The organism is Solidesulfovibrio sp. (genome assembly GCF_029978005.1).
Lineage (GTDB): Bacteria > Desulfobacterota > Desulfovibrionia > Desulfovibrionales > Desulfovibrionaceae > Solidesulfovibrio.
Map to the genome: position 1 here is coordinate 1 of NZ_JARKOZ010000180.1, position 16,458 is coordinate 16,458.

Genomic DNA, 16,458 nt, shown 5'->3' on the forward strand with positions numbered 1-16,458 from the left:
TCCCGAGCCGGCGCAAACAGAGGACGAGGAAGATGGCCCACGCGGATTCCATGCGCCTTGACGAGGCGCGCTCCCTGCTCGGGGTGTCGGCCGCCGCCGACCTCGACGCCGTCAAATCCGCCTACCGCAAGCTGGCCTTCAGCCTCCATCCCGACCTGCACCCCGACGATCCCGGGGCCAAACGCAAATTCCAGCGCTTAAACGAAGCCTACCTGCTTCTGCGCCACTTCCTGGCCGACCGCGACGACGAACCCAGGCAACAACCGGGCAAGGGACCGGGCGCGTCGGCCGGATCTTCCGCCGGCCCGCGGCCGGGGCCGGGAAGCGCCTCGGGCCCGCGCCCGGGGCCCACGGCCGGCGAGGCCCACCGCCAACGCCAGGGTCGGGCCGCCTACACCCAGGCCTCGCAGCAGAACCCCGACGGGGGCTTTTATTTCCGACGCGAGGAGGTGCTCCAGGACCTCCTCAAGGACCCCTTCGCCCGGCAGGTGTTCCAGGACATCTACCAGCAGGTCAAACGCAACTCCTCGGCCAAGCCCGGCCCGGTCACGGCCAAGGGGCCGCGCAAGGTCTCCTTCCACTGGGGCGACAAGGCCCTGTCCCTGGACATCTCCAAGGGCTTCTGGGGCTCGCTCAAGGACTATTTCCGCAAGCAGCTCGACGACGAGCAGACCGTGCACCTGCCGACCACGAGCCTTTTTCCCGGCACGCGCATCCGCGTGGGCATCCGCCATGGCCTGGGCAACGCCAAGCCGACCATGGTGGAGGTGACCCTGCCGCCGGACTTCGTGGTGGGCCGGCCCATCCGCCTGAGGGGCATGGGCAGGCGCATCGGCCCCATGCGTGGCGACCTGTACCTGCGGCTCCTGGCGAAATAGGACCGCGTCCCAAGGAGGCGTCCATGGCCATCGCCCGTCGCTCCCTCGTGATCCTGTGCGTCCTGGCCGGCTTGTCTGGCCTGGCCCTGGTCCCGGCGACGGCGAGCGCCGCCGCCAAGGGGCCGCGCGTCGGCGGTCCCTGCCGCTACGACGATTTTCCGGGCACGGCCGTGATCGTTTCGGTCGCGCCCTGGCGGGCCGCCTCGCCGACGGAAGGCGCGCCCACGCCCTACCCGCGCCTGGCCGTGACCTTCGTTTTCACGCCAGGCGCGCCCATCGCCGGCGAACCGCTCTACCGGCCCGACGCCGTCCACGGCCTGACGCTGGTCAACGGCATGCCGCCCGGACCGCGCTTCGTCGCCAAATACGGCATCGCGCCGGGCAAGGTCTTTCCCTGCCGACTGCGCCTCATCCGGGAAGGGACGTGCACGCCCGTGCTGTTCGAATTCCCGGACATCGACCGGACCGATTACTTCGAGCTCGCACGCCCCTGACGGCCGTTCATTCGATCACCCGCCTGGCATGGTGGAAGCAGTCCCGATACCAGCCTGCGAAGCGCCGCACGGCCACCCCCTGGCCGTGGGAATCGATGATCCTGCCCTCGCCCAGCCAGACGACCACGTGGGACACGCGCGAGCCGTCTTTCGTGGTGATAAAGAGGAGGTCGCCCACGGCGAAAGGTTCATCCGCAGCGAGCCGTCGCCCCGGAGCCCTCGGGCCGTCGGCCTGGGCGCGGATGGCCGAGGTGAAGCGGATGCCGAGGCCGTAATTGTAGACCCAGGATGTGAAGTTGGAGCAGTCGAGGCCCAGGCCCACGCCCGGCGGATCGTAGGCCGGAATGTGGTGATGGCGATAGGGCAGTCCCACATAACGCAGCGCCGTCGCCGCCACACGCTCGCGTCGCCACTGGACGGGATCGTAGCCGGCCGGCGGGACCGGCGGCGGATAGTCGGCGGCGCGCGGTCCCCAGGATTTCGCGCCTCGTCCGACATACCAGCGCGACTGGGGTTCCGGGGATTGGGGAAGCCTGTCGCGGGCCGAAAAATCCGCCGTCAGAGCGGCCGGCGGGATCGCGCCGGGCCGGCTCGCCCGGGCGGGTGCGGCCAAGGCCAAAAGGACAACCGGCACGAGAAGCGCCCGCCAGAGGGGCGTGGACTGCGTTTTCGCCTTCATACCGCCTGTGATGGCACATCGGCGCGGGACGGACAACATGGAACAAGACCGCCCGCCCGGCTCGCGTCCCGGCGGGCGGTCTTGCGTTTTTCCTTAAGCCCGGCCGGCCGGGAACACGGCCGCGCCCCCCTTCTCTCCGGCGCGGACGCTCGCGACCCGGCGCAAAAGCTCCAGGGCCTCGGCCGGCGGCTTGCGTTCCACGCGGCGGTAGGTCCGGCAGTCCGGGGTGCGCCACAAAAGGCCCAGGTCGCACAACTCCCGGCGCAGCAGCACCGGGTCGCCGAACAGGTGCGCCCCAGCCAGAATCCGGGTCACGCCCGGCTCGTCGAAGACCTCGCGGCTGGGGATGGCCGCCCACATGGTCCACAGGCAGGCGAGCTGCATCCCTCGCTTGGACGGCCAGAGCGTCAGGCGGCCTTCGGCGTCGTATAGCCGCACCAGCCGCTTGAGCCGGGTTTCGTTCACAGGTTCGGGCGTGGAAGGCGGCGCCGACGTCACGGCGGTTTCGGCCGGGACGGCCCGCGCCGCCAGATCCGGCCTGGCCACAGCCCGGAAGTGCTGGAAGTTCTTGTAGCCGGCGGCCTTGGCCAGCCAGTTGAGCATCTGGAGGTGGCTCGGCGCGGCCTGCGCCTCGGTCAGGCGGGCGCGCAAGGAGCGGGCGAAGGCCGTGATGTCGTCAACGGCCAAGGGCAAAGGAACTCTTGACATCGCTTATCCCTCTAAGCGTGCCTTTTCCTTGAAGGATATCGGTGGTCGCCGGCTTCCGACGCGGCACGGGACAAGGTGTCTGCGTGGAAATGGGAAACGTGGCAGGTTTAGCTCCCCTCCCGGGGCGGCGACGCCTGGGTGAACTGCCGACCGGGGCGGGGAATACCGCAAGCCTCTTCCTTTGGCAACAGCCGCCGGGAGAAAAAAGGACGCCGCAGCCCTGTGCCGGCTGCGGCGTCGTGCATGACCGGTGATTTGGCCGTCTAGAACATGTCCTTCTCCGACTCGGAGATGGTCTTTTCGATGACGTCCTGGAGTTCCTTGGGCAGGCCCATGATGTCCACGTTGAGAAAGCCCCGCACGATGGTGGAGGTGGCTTCCTCCTCGTCGAGGCCGCGCGCCATGAGGTACTCGATCTCCTCCTGGGCGATCTTGCCCACGGCCGCCTCGTGGGAAAGCTCCACCCCGTCCACGGAGCCGAGCAGCTCGGGGATGGCGTGGATGACTCCGCCGCCGAGGATGAGGCCCTTGCATTCCAGGTGACCCTTGGCCGGCACGGAATTGCCGCCGATGAACCCCCGGGCCACGATGGTGCCGCCCGAGGCGATGGTGCGCGAGATGATCTCGCCGCGCGTGTCCGGCGCGTTGAGCTCGATGCGGCTGCCGGAGTCCACGTGGGAGCCCTTGGGCGCGACGATGACGGAATTGAACCGCGCCACCGCTCCCCGGCCGTTGAGGCGGATGGCCGGGTAGGACTGGAGGTCCTTGACGGGCTTGAGCAGCACGTAGTTGTTGACGAACACGCCCCCTTCGTCCACCACGCCGCCGGTGCGCGGCCGCACAACCGTGGTATCGGCCCAGTTGTGGATCATGGTGAAGGTGAGCTTGGCGTTCTTGCCGACGAAGAATTCGGAAATGCCGAGATGGGCCGCGCCCTTGGAGCCGTGGGCCACCGAGCAGCCGGTAATGATGTGCAGCTCGGAATCGTCCTCCACGATGACCACGTTGTGGACGTTCTGGCCGACCATGTCGCCCTTGAGGAACAGGCACGACTGCACCGGGTCGGCGATCTTGGCCCCCTTCTCCGTGCGCACGAAATAGCCGCCGTGGAGGTTCTCGGCGGCCGAGCGGGTGAACTCGTCCTTGTCCTTGTCCACCTGCGTCCAGAAGTAGCCGGGCAGGCCGTCGTATTTCTTCAGCGCGTCCTTGATGTCCAGGATCTCGACGCCGGGCTGGATGCTCTTGCAGTGCACCCGGCCGTGGTCCACCTGGAGGTAGGTGCCGGCGCGCTCGCGCTCCTCCACGTCCACGCCGGACATGAGCATCTCGGCCTTGTCCGCCGGGTCGAGTTGGCGCAGATCCGGGATCTCGCCCAGCTGGGAGCCGCTGAAACGGAAGTCGTGCAGATCGATTTTATCCATGAAATGGCTCCCTTGGCTAATTGAGGCAACGCACGCATTCCTGGTAGCCGTATTGGCTGATGTGGTCCAGGATGTCGCGGGGATTGGCCTCGCAGCACAGGTGGCCGTTGTAGAGCACCTGGCCCCGGTCGGCGTTGACGTATTCGAGGATGTAGCCGGTGTGGGTGATGATGAGCCCCGAGACGGGCCGCTTGCGTACGCGCTGCTGCTTCATGCTGGTCTCGGGCCTGGGCTCGATGCCCCCGGAGAGCACCTCGCGCACGGTCGTGCCGATGAGCTTCATGTTTTCCAGGTCCACGCCGGACTCCGGCTCGTCGAAGAGCAGCAGGTAGGGCTGCTGGGCCATGAGCTGGAGCAGTTCCGAGCGCTTGATCTCGCCGCCGGAAAAGCCGGCGTTGATGTCGCGCTCCAGGAACTCGTCCATGTTGACCTTCTGCGCCAGCCCTTCCACGTCGAGGTCTCGGCCCCGGGCGCACATGCGCACCAGGTGACGCGTCTTGAGGCCGTGGATGGTGGGCGGACGCTGGAAGGACATGCCGATGCCCAGGCGCGCCCGCTCGTAGATGGGGGCGTGGGTGATGTCGTGGCCGCGAAAGAGGATGCGGCCGCCGGTGATTTCGTAGTTGCCAAAGCCCATGAGGGTCATGAGCAAAGTGGTCTTGCCCGAGCCGTTGGGGCCAAACAGGATGAACGTCTCGTTTTCGGCGATGTGCAGGTTGATGCCGTTTAGCACCTCGCGGTCGCCGATTTTGACATGCAGGTCTTCGATGCGAAGCATGCTCCCCTCGCTTTTTCACGCCCATGGGCGCGGGTTACCGCCAGGGCTCTACGGAAAAACCCCGGCGAAGTCCACTGGAGCGGCATGAATGGACGGGAGGGCGCGGCCGGGCGTTCGTCCCGGCCGCGCGTGCGAAAGCTTCAGTTGTGGTCGTAGGCGCGGACGATGGTGGCCAGTTCGTCGCAGTCGTAGGGCTTGGCCAGATAGTCGCGCACGCCGTGGCGGGAAAAGAAGTCCAGGTGCTGGCGCAGGCCGTAGCCCGTGAGCACGACGATGGGGATGTCGCGCCGGACGAGGCCGCTGCGGACGCGGTCGATGACTTCCCGGCCGTCGACGTCGGGCAGGCGCATGTCGAGGAGGATGAGGTCGAAGGCCTGGCCGGCCAGGGCGGCCAGGGCTGCCCGCCCGTCCGGGGCGATGGTGATCAGGTGGCCGTCGCCTTCCAGGGCCTGACGGGCCAGAGTGGCGTGATTGGCGTCGTCTTCGGCGAGCAGGATATGCAACATGGGCGGCAATACCTCCGGGTCACGTCGCAGCATCTTTCGTGCCTGACCGACATTATAGGTTTCCTGCTTATAATGAAAGACTTTTTCCTCCTGACGTGGATCTTCGCCGTCTTTCCAACGGCTTGTTTTACCGTAAAGCAGGAAAGCTAATCATCCATGGGCTCTGGCTGGAGCGACAGGCCCGCGGCGGGCGGGAAGGCGCGCGCCCGTGGCCAGGGCGTAGACCCGGGGCACGAGCCGCGACGACGCCTCGCCCACCAGCCACAAAAGGACGATGACCGACAACCCCGTCAGCCAGTAGAAAGCGATCTGCTCGGCGTTGCCCACGGGGGTCCAGACCGAAAGCAGGCGGGTCTGGAGGATGGACACCGTGGGTTCGTGGGCGAGGTAGATGAAAAAGCTGTGGTGGGCCATACGGTGGAGCAGCCGGCTCTCGCGCACGAAGGGAATGGCCGAAACACGCCAGAAGCAGGCCAGCCCCAGAACCAGGTTGCACTTGAAAAGAAAGAGCCTGGCGTGCTCGTCGGTGATGCCCAGGGACTTGTGCGCCGCGAGCGTCGCGGTCAGGAGCACGAAAAGGACCGTTCCCCACCGCTGCCACCACGACACTCCTTGGAGGGGGAACCGGGTGCGGGCCAGGAAGCCGCCGAAATAGAACATGAAGAAATCGCCGTAATAGGAATACGGCGCCGGCTCCACCCCGACCCAGAGGCAAAAAAGTGCGATCAGGCCCACGGCGGGCGCTTCCTTGAAAAAAAGCAGGAGCACTGGCGAGAGGAGGAAGACCACGTACAGATCGCGCAGGAACCACAGGGGGTAGTTGATGGGCGTGGTGCCAAGACCCAGGGTCTTCACCGCCACGCCTTCCTGCTCGAGAAAGCCCCAGGAACCCATCATCTCGATGCTGCCCACGAAATAGAACCAGGCAGCCAGGCCGATGTTGAAGAGCAGATAGGGGACGAGCACGGACGCGGTCTTTTTGCGCAGCATCTCGGCGTAGCTGGCCAGGCCCGGCTCGAACTTGCGCAGGAACAGGAAGCCGGAGATGGCGAAAAAAAGCGGCACGGCCACGAAATCCACGTGTCCGTTGAGCACCTCGACCATCCAGCCGGCCACGGGGCCGGTGGCGGGCACGCGCACGGTGATGCCCCTGGCCCCGTGGGCCAGGACGATGAGACCGATGAGGATGATGCGCAGCACGTCGATGCGCTTGGATACTTCGCGATCGATAGGATCGCGGGCCGGCCCGAGCATCCAGGCCGGTTTGGGGGCGGCGTTCACGAATACGACTCCTGGGCTTTCACGAAAAGGGACCACACCGTGGCGCGGCGCAAGCCGGCGCGCCCCCTGTGCCACGGACGGCGCGCGGAATCAATGGGCGTAGGCGAGCATCTTCTTGAGGCGGGCGTCGGTGACGGCGTAGCCCTCCTCGCGCAGGATGCGCACGAAGCTGTCGATGATGCACTGGGTGGCGTGGGCCTTGTCGGCGATGTGGGGCGAACTCATGATCTCGCGCAGGACGAGGTCGATCATGTAGACGCAGTGCGCCACGTCCTTGATGTCCTTGGCGACCATGACTCTCCCAGTGTCTTTTCCGGCCGGCGCGAGGCGCGCTATTCGCCGGCGACGAGCTTGTCCACGCGCAGGCCGTCCACCAGCCCCTGGCGGTAGGCGATGGCGACGTAGTCCCGGCGGATGCGCTCGCACAGGCGCTGGACGTCCTCGGCCAGTTGCCTGGCCTGTTCGGCCTCCCCGTCGTCGGCCAGGGCCTCCAGGGCGGCGATGCGGCAGCCGAGCTCCTCGATGTGCGCGGCCATCTCCTCGTCCGTGGTCTGGCCGTTGACCAAGTCCTCGATCCGGGTCTGGATCAGGTCGGGCAGCGACGCCTTGATGCTTTCCATGTCACTCCTCCCCTTGGCCGCCCACGGGCGCGGCCGTCTGGCCCGCCTGGCGGCGGGCAGGTTTGGCACGGTGCCACGGTCATACATGACAAGACCGCCGGTGTAAAACCCGGCTCAGGAACGGACGAGGGCGCGCAGATCGCCTTCGATGGCCTCACGGGCGCGCAGCCCGGCCAGCCACGGCTCGGGCAGGGCCGCAGGCTCGAGGGAAGCGCCGCAGACCATGCCGGCGAGCATGCCCCGGGCGGCGCTGTCGCCGCCGGCCATGACGTTTTGGATCAGGCAGGCCCGCAGGTCGTGTTCGTGGCGCGCGATCAGGTGGATCACCCCGGGCATGGCCTCGTCGATGCGGCAGGTGCGTCCGAAACGGCCGATGGCCGCCACGGTGTCCTCGCCGGCCGAGTCCAGTCCGGCCGCCAGCCAGCGGTCGACGGGGGCGCTGCCGTAGCCGGCCTCGGCCGCCTCCTCCAGGGCGCGGCGGGCGGGTTTGCCGGCCAGGGTCCCCCAGGCGGCGCGGGCGAAGAATTCCGCCGCCTCGATCACCTGGGCGTGGTTGTGGGTCATCTTGGTCTGGGCGCGCGCCGCCGCCACCAGGGCCGGGAGGTCGTGCCACAGCGCGCAGACCAGGGGCGCGACGCGGCTGGCCCCGGCCAGGTCGTTGGAATTGGAGCCGGACTGTTCGGGCCCTTCGCCGAAATCGAAGATCCGCAACGTCATGCGGGTTGCGCCGTCGATGTAGCCGTCGTAGGAGCGCATGCGCCCGATCCATTTCTCGGCGAAATCCTCGAGGTCGAAGCCGCCCCGCTCGGCCAGGGAACGCAGCAACAGCAGGGTCTGGTCGCCGTAGTGGGTCTGGTCGCCGGCTTTTTTCCCGGCATGATAGCCGTCGTCCGAGGGTGCGACGTACCCGTCCACCTCGCCGAAACGGCGGCGCAGGGCGGCGACGTCGTATTCCCAGTGCGGTCCAAGCGCCAAGGCATCGCCTATAAACGACGCCAACACCATGGCATGGGCCTTTGCGGACATGGTCCCTCCGGTGGAACAGTCGCAACACCATACCATGCCTGTCGGAAATATCCAAGGGCGCAGAAGGAGCCGTGTCGCAAAAAGAGCATGGATTCGCCGCGACACGCCCGCCGGGACAGCGGCCGGACCAGGCGTGATCCTTTACAATATTCCATGGAAACAATATCTTGCCCGCGCCGACGTCGTGCATGCGCCGGTCAGCTCCGCAACATCCTACAAAGGAGCCGTCATGCGAAAAACGCTCGCGCAAAATGACATCCTGCGGGCCATCGTGGACGATGTCCGGGCCGTCCCGGACGCGCCCGCGACGGACGTCACCGTGGGAACCTGCCTGGCCGCCGTGTCGGGTCGGTTCTGCGGCCTGGCCTCCCTCGTCTCCCACATCGCACCGGGACTGCAGCGACTGAGCCCCTCCCGGGAAACGCTGCCGGCGAGCGCCGGGGCCCTGGCCGCCAGCCTGGTCGAACCCGGCGTGTCCGGCACCGACGCCGCCAGCCTGGCCATGGCCGCGGTCAACGCCCTGCTTGCGCCGCCGACGGACGGCACCGACCACCCCGGCCAGGAGATCATGGTCTCCCGGTGCCGGGGCAGGAAGGCGGCCGTGGTCGGCCATTTTCCCTTCGTCGAGGAACTGCGCCGGGCGTGCGCGACCCTGTGGGTGCTGGAGAAGCGGCCCCAGCCCGGGGACGTGGACGCCTCCAAGGCCCCGGAGGTGCTGCCCCTGGCGGACGTGGTGGCCGTGACGGGCACGACGCTCGTCAACCACACCCTGGCGGACATCCTCAAATATTGCCGCGAGGACGCCTTCGTGGTCATGCTCGGCCCGACCACGCCCTTTGCCCCGTCGCTTTTCGCCTGCGGCATCGACGTGCTGGCCGGCTGCGCCGTGCCCGACCCGGAGGCGGCCCTGGCCGGCATCCGCGCCGGCAAGTGCTTCAAGGGGCTCGACGGCGTGCGCCAGACCGCCTGGGCCCGGCCGGGGCTCGACGTATAACAAGCGTGGGAAAATGCCTCCGGCGGCCAGGAGGGGCCGGGGCCCCTCCTGGACCACCCCGCAAGGGGGGACGAAACGAGGCTGACCATTCGAAGCGCCAGGCGCGGGCAGCGCGGGCGACGAGGTCCCAGGCGCGGGCCGGACATGCCCGGGCAACCTTACCCGATCGACGGGCTAGGAGACGCGGCCCGGCGTCTCGCCGCCTCCGACCAGGCGCAGCACGACGTAGCCGATGAGCCCCGCCGCCGTGGACGCGGCCAGAACCGCCAGCTTGGCCGTGGCGACCAGGTGGCCCTGCTCGCCGAACGCCAGCCCGGCGATGAAGATGGACATGGTGAAGCCGATGCCGGCCAGGCAGGCCACGCCGGCGTAGTGCCGCAGCCGCGCCCCTTCGGGCAGACTCGCCCAGCCGAGCCGAAACATGGCCAGGCAGACCCCGAAGATGCCCACGAATTTGCCGACCACGAGCCCCAGCACGATGCCCAGGGCCACGGGCTCGCCCAGGATCCCCCCGGCCTCGCCGCCAAGAGCCACGCCGGCATTGGCCAGGGCGAAGACCGGCATGACGGCGTAGGCCACGAAGGGGTGCAGGGCGTGCTCGATGCGCGACAGCGGCGCGCCGGCCTTGCGGCAGGCCGTCTCGATCTCCTCCAGGGCGGCGATCTGCGCCTTGTTGGCCAAAAGCGGCCCGCCGTCGCTGTCGGCCCTCTCGAAGCTGTCGAGCAGCCGGCGGACCCTGACCGCGAAGGCCCCGGCCGGCAGGCGCGTGCGGGCCGGGATGGCCATGGCCGCCACAACGCCAGCGATGGTGGCGTGCACGCCGGACTTGAGAAAAGCCAGCCACAGCACCGCGCCAAGCAGCAGGTAGACGACCGGATGGCGCACGCCCATGGCGTTGGCCGCCAGCATGCAAAGCAGCATGCCCGCTCCCAGGAAGAGCGAGAAAAGCGAGATGTCGCCGCTGTAGAAGACGGCGATGACCAGCACCGCGCCGATGTCGTCCACGATGGCCACGGCGGCCAGGAAGATCTTGAGCCCGGCCGGCACGCGGTCGCCGAGAAGCGACAGAATGCCCAGCGCGAAGGCGATGTCCGTGGCCATGGGCACGCCCCAACCCGAGAGGGAGGGCAGGCCGTGATTGACGGCGGCGTAGATGGCCGCCGGCACGACCATGCCGCCCACGGCCGCGGCCACGGGCAGGAGGGCCTGGCCGAGGGTGTTGAGCTCGCCGACCAGGATCTCGCGCTTGATCTCCAGCCCCACGGTGAAAAAGAAGATGGCCATAAGCCCGTCGTTGATCCAGTGCAAAAGCGTCTTGGACAAGACCATTTCGCCGAAGCCCACGGTCACCGGCGTGTCCCACAAGGCGGCGTAGGCCGGAGCGTAGGGGGAATTGGCCCAGACGAGGGCGACCAGGGTGCAGGCGATGAGCACGATGCCGCCCGAGGCCTCCACATGGCTGAACCTGATGAAGGGGGCCAGGGCCTGTTCGATGAAGGGGGCGCGCGAAGCGCCGCTGGTTTGTTGCATGTCGTTCCTGTATAGTGCGTGCGATGCCGGGGAAGGCTCGAAGTCGCGTTTCTTGCAGCGCCTTCAAGGCGACGGCAGCGTCCGCTTTTCCCATTGTATATCGCACGCAGTGCCTCATCGCAAGAAAAACCGGTCGCGGCCTCTCCATGGGGCTGCCCAAAATATCGATTTGCAGGCTGTCCCTTCCCGGCGAGGAGCATGCCGCGACGACGACGCAACAGAAAGCGGCGACCGCTTTTTCTTTCCGATCCGTTTCCAGGCGCTTCCATGACGGCCACGACTCCAGGCGAGGCGGCCGGCCTCGCTGCCGACCTCGCGTCCGTGTCGGGGAAAACGACGGCTTTCCGCGCCCAGGGCCTTGCGTACCCCCAAAACGTGTCCATTTTGCTTAACATGGGCGCTTGGCGCCGCGATCCGGGCACGGCCGGCCGGACAACGTCTTTTGGACCGGCCGGAAAACAGCCCCGACGGCGGCAGCGCGCCAGAGGAGGCCCCATGCAGATGGTCGTTTCACTGCAACCGCTCATCGCGCTCATCGCCGGCATCCTGATCCTCATCATGCCGCGCCTGCTCAACCTCATCGTGGCCATCTACCTGATCGCGGTCGGCATCCTGGGCCTGGTTCACGGCAGGCTCTAGGCCGCGCCCACACGAAGCGACGCCCCAGGGGCGAAGCGTGCACGCGGCGACATGGCGTCGCCCGCGACGATGCCGCCGCGCCTTCGCGGGCGCGGCTTCAAGCCCTCGTCGGCCGGAGCCCCGGGAGCCTGGCCCGTTGCCCCCGGCTCCGGCTTGGAGTACATGCCGCCGAGGATTTTCCCGATGCCTTCTCTTCCCATCTCCCCCGACGCGCCGTGGCTCGCGCCCCTGGCCGGCTTTTCCGACCTGCCCTTCCGGTTGCTGTGCCGGGAATTCGGGGCGGCCGTGGCCGTGACCGAGATGGTCAGCGCCAAGGGCCTTTTCCACGATTCGCGCAACACCAGGCGGCTGCTGGCCAGCCATCCCGACGACGCGCCGCTGGTGGTGCAGCTCTTCGGAGCCGATCCCGGCTATCTGGGTCGGGCCGTGCGGGAACTGGCCGAGGCGGGACATGCGTATTTCGACCTCAACTGCGGCTGTTCCGTGCGCAAGGTGGTCAAGACCGGCTCCGGCGCGGCCCTGCTCGGCGACCCCGAACGCCTCCTCGACTGTGCTGCAGCCATGGCCGCGGCCGCCGGCCCGGGCCGGGTCGGGGTCAAACTGCGCCTTGGCCCGAAGCCGCCGGAGTTCACGGCCCTTGACCTGGCCCCGCGCCTGGCCGAGGCGGGCGCGGCCTGGCTCACGCTCCATCCCCGCCACGCCAGCCAGGGTTTTTCCGGCGCGGCCGACGCGGCGAGCCTGGCGGCCTTCGTCGCCGCCTCACCCTTGCCGGTGCTGGCCAGCGGCGACCTCATGACCGAGACCGACGCCCTGTCGCGCCTGTCGGACACGGGCGCGGCCGGGGTCATGTACGCCCGGGGGGCGCTGGCCGACCCGCGCGTCTTCACCCGCCACGCCAACGGTCTGCGCGCCTCGCGCGGCCTGCCGGCCCTTCCCCTGCCGCCCCTTTGCGACGTCATCCGCCGTCACGCCGCCCTGTGCCGGGAACATGCCGACGACAAGCGGGCCCTGCTTCGCATGCGCACGGCCGTGCCCCGCTACCTGCGTGAACTGCCGGGCTGCCGCGCCTTGCGGGACAGGCTTTGTCACTGTACATCCTGGAACGAACTCGACGCCATCATCGACGCGGCCGAGGCCCTGGCCGCCGCACCCGGAGAACACGCATGAAACTGCTCCGCGCCCAGACCGCCGGCTTCTGCATGGGGGTGGACCTGGCGCTCAAGAAGCTGACCTCCCTCCTCGCCGATCCGGGAGAAGCCGCCTCGCCGGGCAGCCCCATCCTCACCTTCGGTCCCATCATCCACAATCCGCAGGTGTTGGAGGAATACGCCGCCCGGGGCGTGCGCGTGGTCAACGACCCGGTGGACATCCCGCCCGGGGCCACGGTGGTCATCCGGGCCCACGGCATTCCGGAGCACGTGCGCCAGGCCATCAAGGCGCGCCAAGCGATCATCGTCGACGCCACCTGCCCCAAGGTGAAAAAGGCCCAGACGCTCATCGCCTCCCAGGCCAGGCACGGCAAGGCGCTGCTGCTTTTCGGCGAGGTGGACCACCCGGAGGTCAAAGGCCTGCTCAGCTACGCCACGGCCGGGGCCTGTGTCTTCGGCTCCATGGACGAATTGGAGGAGCTGGAGCTGACTCCCGGTCCGGCCTATTTCCTGGCCGCCCAGACCACCCAGGACGAGCAGGAGTTCCTGCGCATCCGCGACCACCTCAAGGCCAGCCTGGACGCCGACCTCACCGTGCTCTCCACCATCTGCAACGCCACCATGAACCGCCAGCAGGAAGCCATGGATTTGGCCGCCCGGGTGGACTTCATGGTCGTGGTCGGCGGGCGCGAATCGGGCAACACCAGGCGGCTGGCCCAAGTGGCCCGGGCGGCCGGGACGGACTGCATCCACGTGGAGACCGCCGACGAGTTGACCACGGACATGGTGGCCGGAAAGCGCACAATCGGCTTGACAGCCGGAGCTTCAACCCCCAAGACGATAATTGACCGCGTGCAGAAGGTGCTGGAATCGTTTTAGCGAAAAGGCGACACCCGGAGATCCCCCTATGGCCCAGACCAACATCCTCCTTGAAGCCGGCACCAACGAGCTGGAAATCGTCGAGTTCTTCATCGACGAGCCCGCCCCTTCCTCCTTCACAAGCGACGCCCCGGAAGCCACCGGCCAGTACCGGGGCTATTACGGCGTCAACGTGGCCAAGGTCCTGGAGATCATCCGCCTGCCCAAGGTCACGGGTATGCCCGAGGTGTCCCACCCGAGCGTCCTTGGCGCGTTCAACCTGCGCAACCACATCATTCCCCTGGTGGACCTGTCCGTGTGGCTCGACAAGATCCGCCAGGATACGGATTCGCCCAAGGTCATCGTCACGGAATTCAACAACGTGACGACCTCGTTCCTGGTGTCCGGCGTCACCCGCATCCACCGCATGAGCTGGGAGGCGGTGGAGCCGCCCAACCGCTACGTCTCCAAGATGAGCGGCGACTCCATCACCGGCGTGGTCAAGCTCGAGGACCGCATCGTCTTCCTGCTCGACCTGGAAAAGATCGTGGCCGACCTCAATCCCAACCTCGGCCTGCGCCTGGACATGAGCATCGAATGGAGCTCCTCCAGCCGCTACCGCGCCCTGGTGGCCGACGACTCGGTGCTCGTGCGCGAAATGCTCAAGGACCTGCTCCACAAGGCCGGCTTCGACGTCACCGCCGTGCAGAACGGCCGCGAGGCCTACGAGCTGCTCATGCAGATCAAGTCCAACTCCGAGGCCGAGCACCGCCCGTTGTCCGACTACGTCCACGTCATGGTGGCCGACATCGAGATGCCGGCCATGGACGGGCACAACCTGACCAAGCGGATCAAGGAGGACCCGGTCCTCAAGACCCTGCCCGTGATCCTCTTCTCGTCGCTTATTACCGACAAGCTGCGCCACAAAGGCGAGGCCGTGGGCGCCGACGACCAGATTTCCAAGCCCGACGTGTCCCAACTGGCCATGCGGGCCAAGGCGCTCATCGAACAAAAGGGCGGCGGCGCACAGACCGCCGCCTGATCCCCCGACCGGGAGGCCTTCCGGCTTCGCGCCGCGACGTCCGCACAAGCGTCGCGGCGCGCCCCGGCGACCGCTTCCCTTGCCGCGACACCCCCGCGCGACCTGCGCTTCGCTCCCTTGACCTCCCCCCGTTCCCGTTCCGTCCGCGCCCCTGGCGCGACTTTTCGCCGCCCGGCCTTCCTGGGGCATTGCCGGCGCGATATGTCTTTCCACACTGTAACCGATCGTCTTTCCCCTCCGACACTTGCTTGCGGGTCCGCGTCCGGCCGTTCTGGCGCAAAGGCCCGTTGCCGCGCCTCTCCCGCGCGTCCACCCCAGGCAAGGCGTTTCGGATGCCCTCAGACGGACCCCACCGGCCTTCCCTTCCGGAACAGGCCATGCCGCCCTATCTGGCCCTATGGCATCGCCGTTTCGTCGCCCTGCCGCCGCGACGCTCCCTGCCGGTCACGCTTTTTTTCGACCGCGGCGCCGCGCCGCCGCTTCGCCGCATCATCCGGGCGGCCTGGCCCGCCGACGCCCGGGAGGCCCGGTCAAGCGCCCTCTACGTCGCGGCCCTGATCAACAACGTCCTGTGCGTGCACGGGGCCGCCTCGGTCACGCTCTTTTCCGAAAACGGGGTGCTTGCCGAGCGGCTGCGCGACGAGGCGCACCGGCTGCTCTTCATGCGCCTGCGCCCCTTTTCCGACATGCCCTTCGGCTTTTTGCGCGGCTTGTCCCGGCAGGTTTTCGGCCGGGACTTCCGCCTGGAGGCCGCCCCCGGCAACGCCCCGGCCCCAGGCCGCGAGCCCCCGGTCCCCATGGGTACGCCGCCGCCCGCGCCGCGCCCCGGGCTGGTACTGGCCGTCAACATCGGCCAGCACCTGACGAGCCTGGCCCTGGTGCGCGTCGACGGCGAGGGCCGTTTTTCCCTGGAAGGCCTCACCCGCCGCAAAAGCGCGCCCTGCGGCGAGGAAGCGAGCCTCGCCGCCATCCTCGCCGCCGTGCGGGATGAGGCCCGAAGCCTCGCCCGCGAGGCGCGGCCCGGAATCGACGCCCTGGCCATAAGCCTCGCGGCCACGACGTATCGCGGCAAGGTCCTCGCCGTGCCGGGCTACGGCCTTTTCCCCGAAGATTGTCCGGCCGGGGAGGCCGCCACCGCCCTGGCGCGCTTTTGCGGCGACGTGGCTCCGGGAGGTCCGTTCGACGTACTCAACGACGGCCTGGCCCAGGCCGTCTTCGCCCACCGCCACGGCGGCGCGCCGGTCGGCGACATGCTGTCGGTGCGCCTGGGCAGCTCCCCCGCCGTCCACCGCCTGGACGCCTCGGGCCGGGCCGCGCCGGGGTTCCACGAATACGGCTGGCTGGTCACGCGCTTTGCGCCGCCAAACGACACGGGCAGGCTCTTTTCTTCCATCAGACCCTACCTCTCGCACTACGGCGCGGCCGCCGTGGCCCACGAGCTCGGGCTGCTCGGGAAATACGGCCTGGGCATCGACGAGGCCCCGGCGTTCTTCCGCGACGCTCTGGACGCGGACCTTCCCCTGCTGCGCCAGGACGCCGAGCACGTTTACGGCATCCTGGGCGCGCACCTGGCCATGTTCGCCCACGAGTTGCACCGCGACCGGCCCCTGGCCACGATCCGGCTCCTGGGCTCGCGCACGAGCCGGCTCGACGCCGCGACCTTCCGGGTCATGGCCGCCGGGTTCGCCGCTTTCGCCGCGGGGCACGGGCTCGACCTCGAAGCGCTCGAGCTGACGCTCATCGAAGAAGCCTCGGCCGTGGCCGGCCTGGTGGGCGCGGCCCATGTCGCCCTGGAAGCCGCGCCCCAGGCCGGCCGGGGCTGACCGGCCGGCACGCCGCCGAACGTCGTGCGGCGG

General features: G+C 68.4%; 18 protein-coding genes. 8 read left to right on the plus strand and 10 right to left on the minus strand.

Going from position 1 to position 16,458, the window contains the following annotated elements; all coding sequences use genetic code 11:
• Positions 1-32: 32 nt before the first annotated feature.
• Together Q1K70_RS19130 and Q1K70_RS19135 are read left to right on the plus strand one after the other, a co-directional pair.
• Positions 33-878 (plus strand): DnaJ domain-containing protein, encoded by an 846-nt coding sequence (locus tag Q1K70_RS19130; RefSeq protein WP_300163249.1) that lies wholly within the window; start codon positions 33-35, stop codon positions 876-878.
• 23 nt (positions 879-901) lie between these two features.
• Positions 902-1,372 carry a hypothetical protein gene (locus Q1K70_RS19135; RefSeq protein ID WP_300163252.1) on the plus strand — a complete coding sequence of 157 codons (471 nt, stop codon included), beginning with the start codon at positions 902-904 and terminating at the stop codon, positions 1,370-1,372.
• Between the two features lie 7 nt (positions 1,373-1,379).
• On the opposite strand, the gene Q1K70_RS19140 is transcribed toward Q1K70_RS19135, so the two are convergent.
• The 9 genes from Q1K70_RS19140 to Q1K70_RS19180 form a co-directional block, all read right to left on the minus strand.
• A complete protein-coding gene (locus Q1K70_RS19140; RefSeq protein WP_300163255.1) occupies positions 1,380-2,051 on the minus strand; it encodes an NlpC/P60 family protein in 672 nt (223 codons plus the stop codon).
• 93 nt (positions 2,052-2,144) lie between these two features.
• Complete coding sequence (locus Q1K70_RS19145; RefSeq protein ID WP_300163258.1) at positions 2,145-2,759, minus strand: DUF2087 domain-containing protein; 615 nt, start codon at positions 2,757-2,759, stop codon at positions 2,145-2,147.
• A gap of 263 nt (positions 2,760-3,022) precedes the next feature.
• Complete coding sequence (locus Q1K70_RS19150; protein WP_300163261.1) at positions 3,023-4,180, minus strand: SufD family Fe-S cluster assembly protein; 1,158 nt, start codon at positions 4,178-4,180, stop codon at positions 3,023-3,025.
• A 16-nt stretch (positions 4,181-4,196) separates the two neighbouring features.
• On the minus strand, positions 4,197-4,958 hold the full coding sequence (locus Q1K70_RS19155; protein WP_300163264.1) for an ABC transporter ATP-binding protein: 762 nt from the start codon (positions 4,956-4,958) through the stop codon (positions 4,197-4,199).
• Between the two features lie 140 nt (positions 4,959-5,098).
• Positions 5,099-5,464 (minus strand): response regulator, encoded by a 366-nt coding sequence (locus tag Q1K70_RS19160; RefSeq protein WP_300163267.1) that lies wholly within the window; start codon positions 5,462-5,464, stop codon positions 5,099-5,101.
• Between the two features lie 150 nt (positions 5,465-5,614).
• Positions 5,615-6,745: an acyltransferase gene (locus tag Q1K70_RS19165; RefSeq protein ID WP_300163270.1), complete on the minus strand. Its 1,131-nt coding sequence runs from the start codon at positions 6,743-6,745 to the stop codon at positions 5,615-5,617.
• Positions 6,746-6,835: 90 nt separating this feature from the next.
• Entirely contained in the window at positions 6,836-7,039 is a 204-nt protein-coding gene (locus Q1K70_RS19170) for a hypothetical protein (RefSeq protein WP_300163272.1), read from the minus strand.
• Between the two features lie 38 nt (positions 7,040-7,077).
• Complete coding sequence (locus Q1K70_RS19175) at positions 7,078-7,365, minus strand: hypothetical protein (RefSeq protein ID WP_300163275.1); 288 nt, start codon at positions 7,363-7,365, stop codon at positions 7,078-7,080.
• Positions 7,366-7,479: 114 nt separating this feature from the next.
• Positions 7,480-8,391: an ADP-ribosylglycohydrolase family protein gene (locus tag Q1K70_RS19180; RefSeq protein ID WP_300163278.1), complete on the minus strand. Its 912-nt coding sequence runs from the start codon at positions 8,389-8,391 to the stop codon at positions 7,480-7,482.
• A gap of 229 nt (positions 8,392-8,620) precedes the next feature.
• Between Q1K70_RS19180 and Q1K70_RS19185 the strand changes: the two genes are divergently transcribed.
• Positions 8,621-9,385 (plus strand): DUF364 domain-containing protein, encoded by a 765-nt coding sequence (locus Q1K70_RS19185; RefSeq protein ID WP_300163281.1) that lies wholly within the window; start codon positions 8,621-8,623, stop codon positions 9,383-9,385.
• Positions 9,386-9,559: 174 nt separating this feature from the next.
• Here Q1K70_RS19185 and nhaA read toward each other — a convergent pair whose 3' ends face one another.
• Entirely contained in the window at positions 9,560-10,915 is a 1,356-nt protein-coding gene (gene nhaA / locus Q1K70_RS19190) for a Na+/H+ antiporter NhaA (RefSeq protein ID WP_300163284.1), read from the minus strand.
• A gap of 495 nt (positions 10,916-11,410) precedes the next feature.
• On the opposite strand from nhaA, the gene Q1K70_RS19195 reads away from it, so the two are divergent.
• The 5 genes from Q1K70_RS19195 (at position 11,411) to Q1K70_RS19215 (ending at position 16,425) form a co-directional block, all read left to right on the plus strand.
• A complete protein-coding gene (locus Q1K70_RS19195) occupies positions 11,411-11,554 on the plus strand; it encodes a DUF3096 domain-containing protein (protein ID WP_300163287.1) in 144 nt (47 codons plus the stop codon).
• A 183-nt stretch (positions 11,555-11,737) separates the two neighbouring features.
• Positions 11,738-12,721 (plus strand): tRNA-dihydrouridine synthase family protein, encoded by a 984-nt coding sequence (locus Q1K70_RS19200; RefSeq protein ID WP_300163290.1) that lies wholly within the window; start codon positions 11,738-11,740, stop codon positions 12,719-12,721.
• The gene (ispH, locus tag Q1K70_RS19205; RefSeq protein WP_300163293.1) at positions 12,718-13,581 is read left to right on the plus strand and encodes a 4-hydroxy-3-methylbut-2-enyl diphosphate reductase; all 864 of its coding nucleotides are present in this window, start codon (positions 12,718-12,720) and stop codon (positions 13,579-13,581) included. Before Q1K70_RS19200 ends, ispH begins: the two co-directional genes overlap by 4 nt.
• Before the next feature lie 28 nt (positions 13,582-13,609).
• Complete coding sequence (locus Q1K70_RS19210; protein WP_300163297.1) at positions 13,610-14,602, plus strand: chemotaxis protein; 993 nt, start codon at positions 13,610-13,612, stop codon at positions 14,600-14,602.
• A gap of 377 nt (positions 14,603-14,979) precedes the next feature.
• The gene (locus Q1K70_RS19215) at positions 14,980-16,425 is read left to right on the plus strand and encodes a hypothetical protein (protein ID WP_300163299.1); all 1,446 of its coding nucleotides are present in this window, start codon (positions 14,980-14,982) and stop codon (positions 16,423-16,425) included.
• Positions 16,426-16,458 lie beyond the last annotated feature (33 nt).